Source organism: Xenorhabdus eapokensis, assembly GCF_001908105.1.
In genome coordinates this window covers 1-806 of record NZ_MKGQ01000149.1, presented here as the reverse complement: position 1 = coordinate 806, position 806 = coordinate 1, and the positions used below count along the sequence as shown (strand labels likewise).

The window sequence follows — 806 nt, the reverse complement described above, 5'->3', positions numbered from 1 at the left end:
TTTTGTTCCAGAGTGCTTTTTTCCACCTTGGCTTAATGCCTGACTGCTGAATAACTGAATTCCCGCTCTACCGGCAAGATCAACATACCTTGCTCGCCTGACCTGCCAAATGACTGAACGCAACGTGCCTCAAAGTCTTTGTAGTCCACACAGCCGTTAGCCAGTATCGTGACCGCTTTCAGTTGCTCTTGTACCAGTTTCTTAGCTTCTGGCTTAAGGTATTGATGGATCTTATCCCCGCTGCCTTTGGCTGCTTCCTTTGCCTCAGCGTAAACCGAGTCAGGCAGTACAACCTGATATACCCACTTGGATGTGATCATCCCAAACAGCGACGGAGTACCGCCGACATGGCCGTTGTAGGGCAAACCTGACATACGGCTGAGTGCCTGATAAAAGGGTTGCTGAAACTGCTTTTCCCATGTGGTGGGTTTATCGAGAAGAAAGATGGCATTAATGCGCTGGTCGGTGAATGTGGGTTGAGTACCACGGATTAATGCGTCTATTTGTTCATCACACCAAATTTCAAAATCTACTGATAGCCAGCGAGCAAAGCGAACAGCTAATTTTGGATGAAGCCATGTGCCGCCTTGAGAGCCAGCTTTTGTTTTTACCAGCCCTGTCCTTTTGACAAATCTGAGCACCTTAGTTCTTGATGCGGATGATGTCGAATCTAACCTTTTGATTTTACTTAATTCTGTCACAAAACCAGAATTAGAAAATAGCTTGCTACTCAGGGCTGATAAATATTCCAATACATCTATTTGTCTCAACCATGCTGTAGGCTCCTTACCAAACTTAGCCGCTAC

General features: G+C 45.9%; 1 protein-coding gene. It reads right to left on the bottom strand.

The genetic code is table 11. The annotated features are described in order from the left end of the window. Window positions 1-32: 32 nt before the first annotated feature. The coding region (locus Xedl_RS19865) for a KilA-N domain-containing protein (RefSeq protein WP_074025458.1) at window positions 33-806 on the bottom strand (774 nt) is incomplete at its 5' end.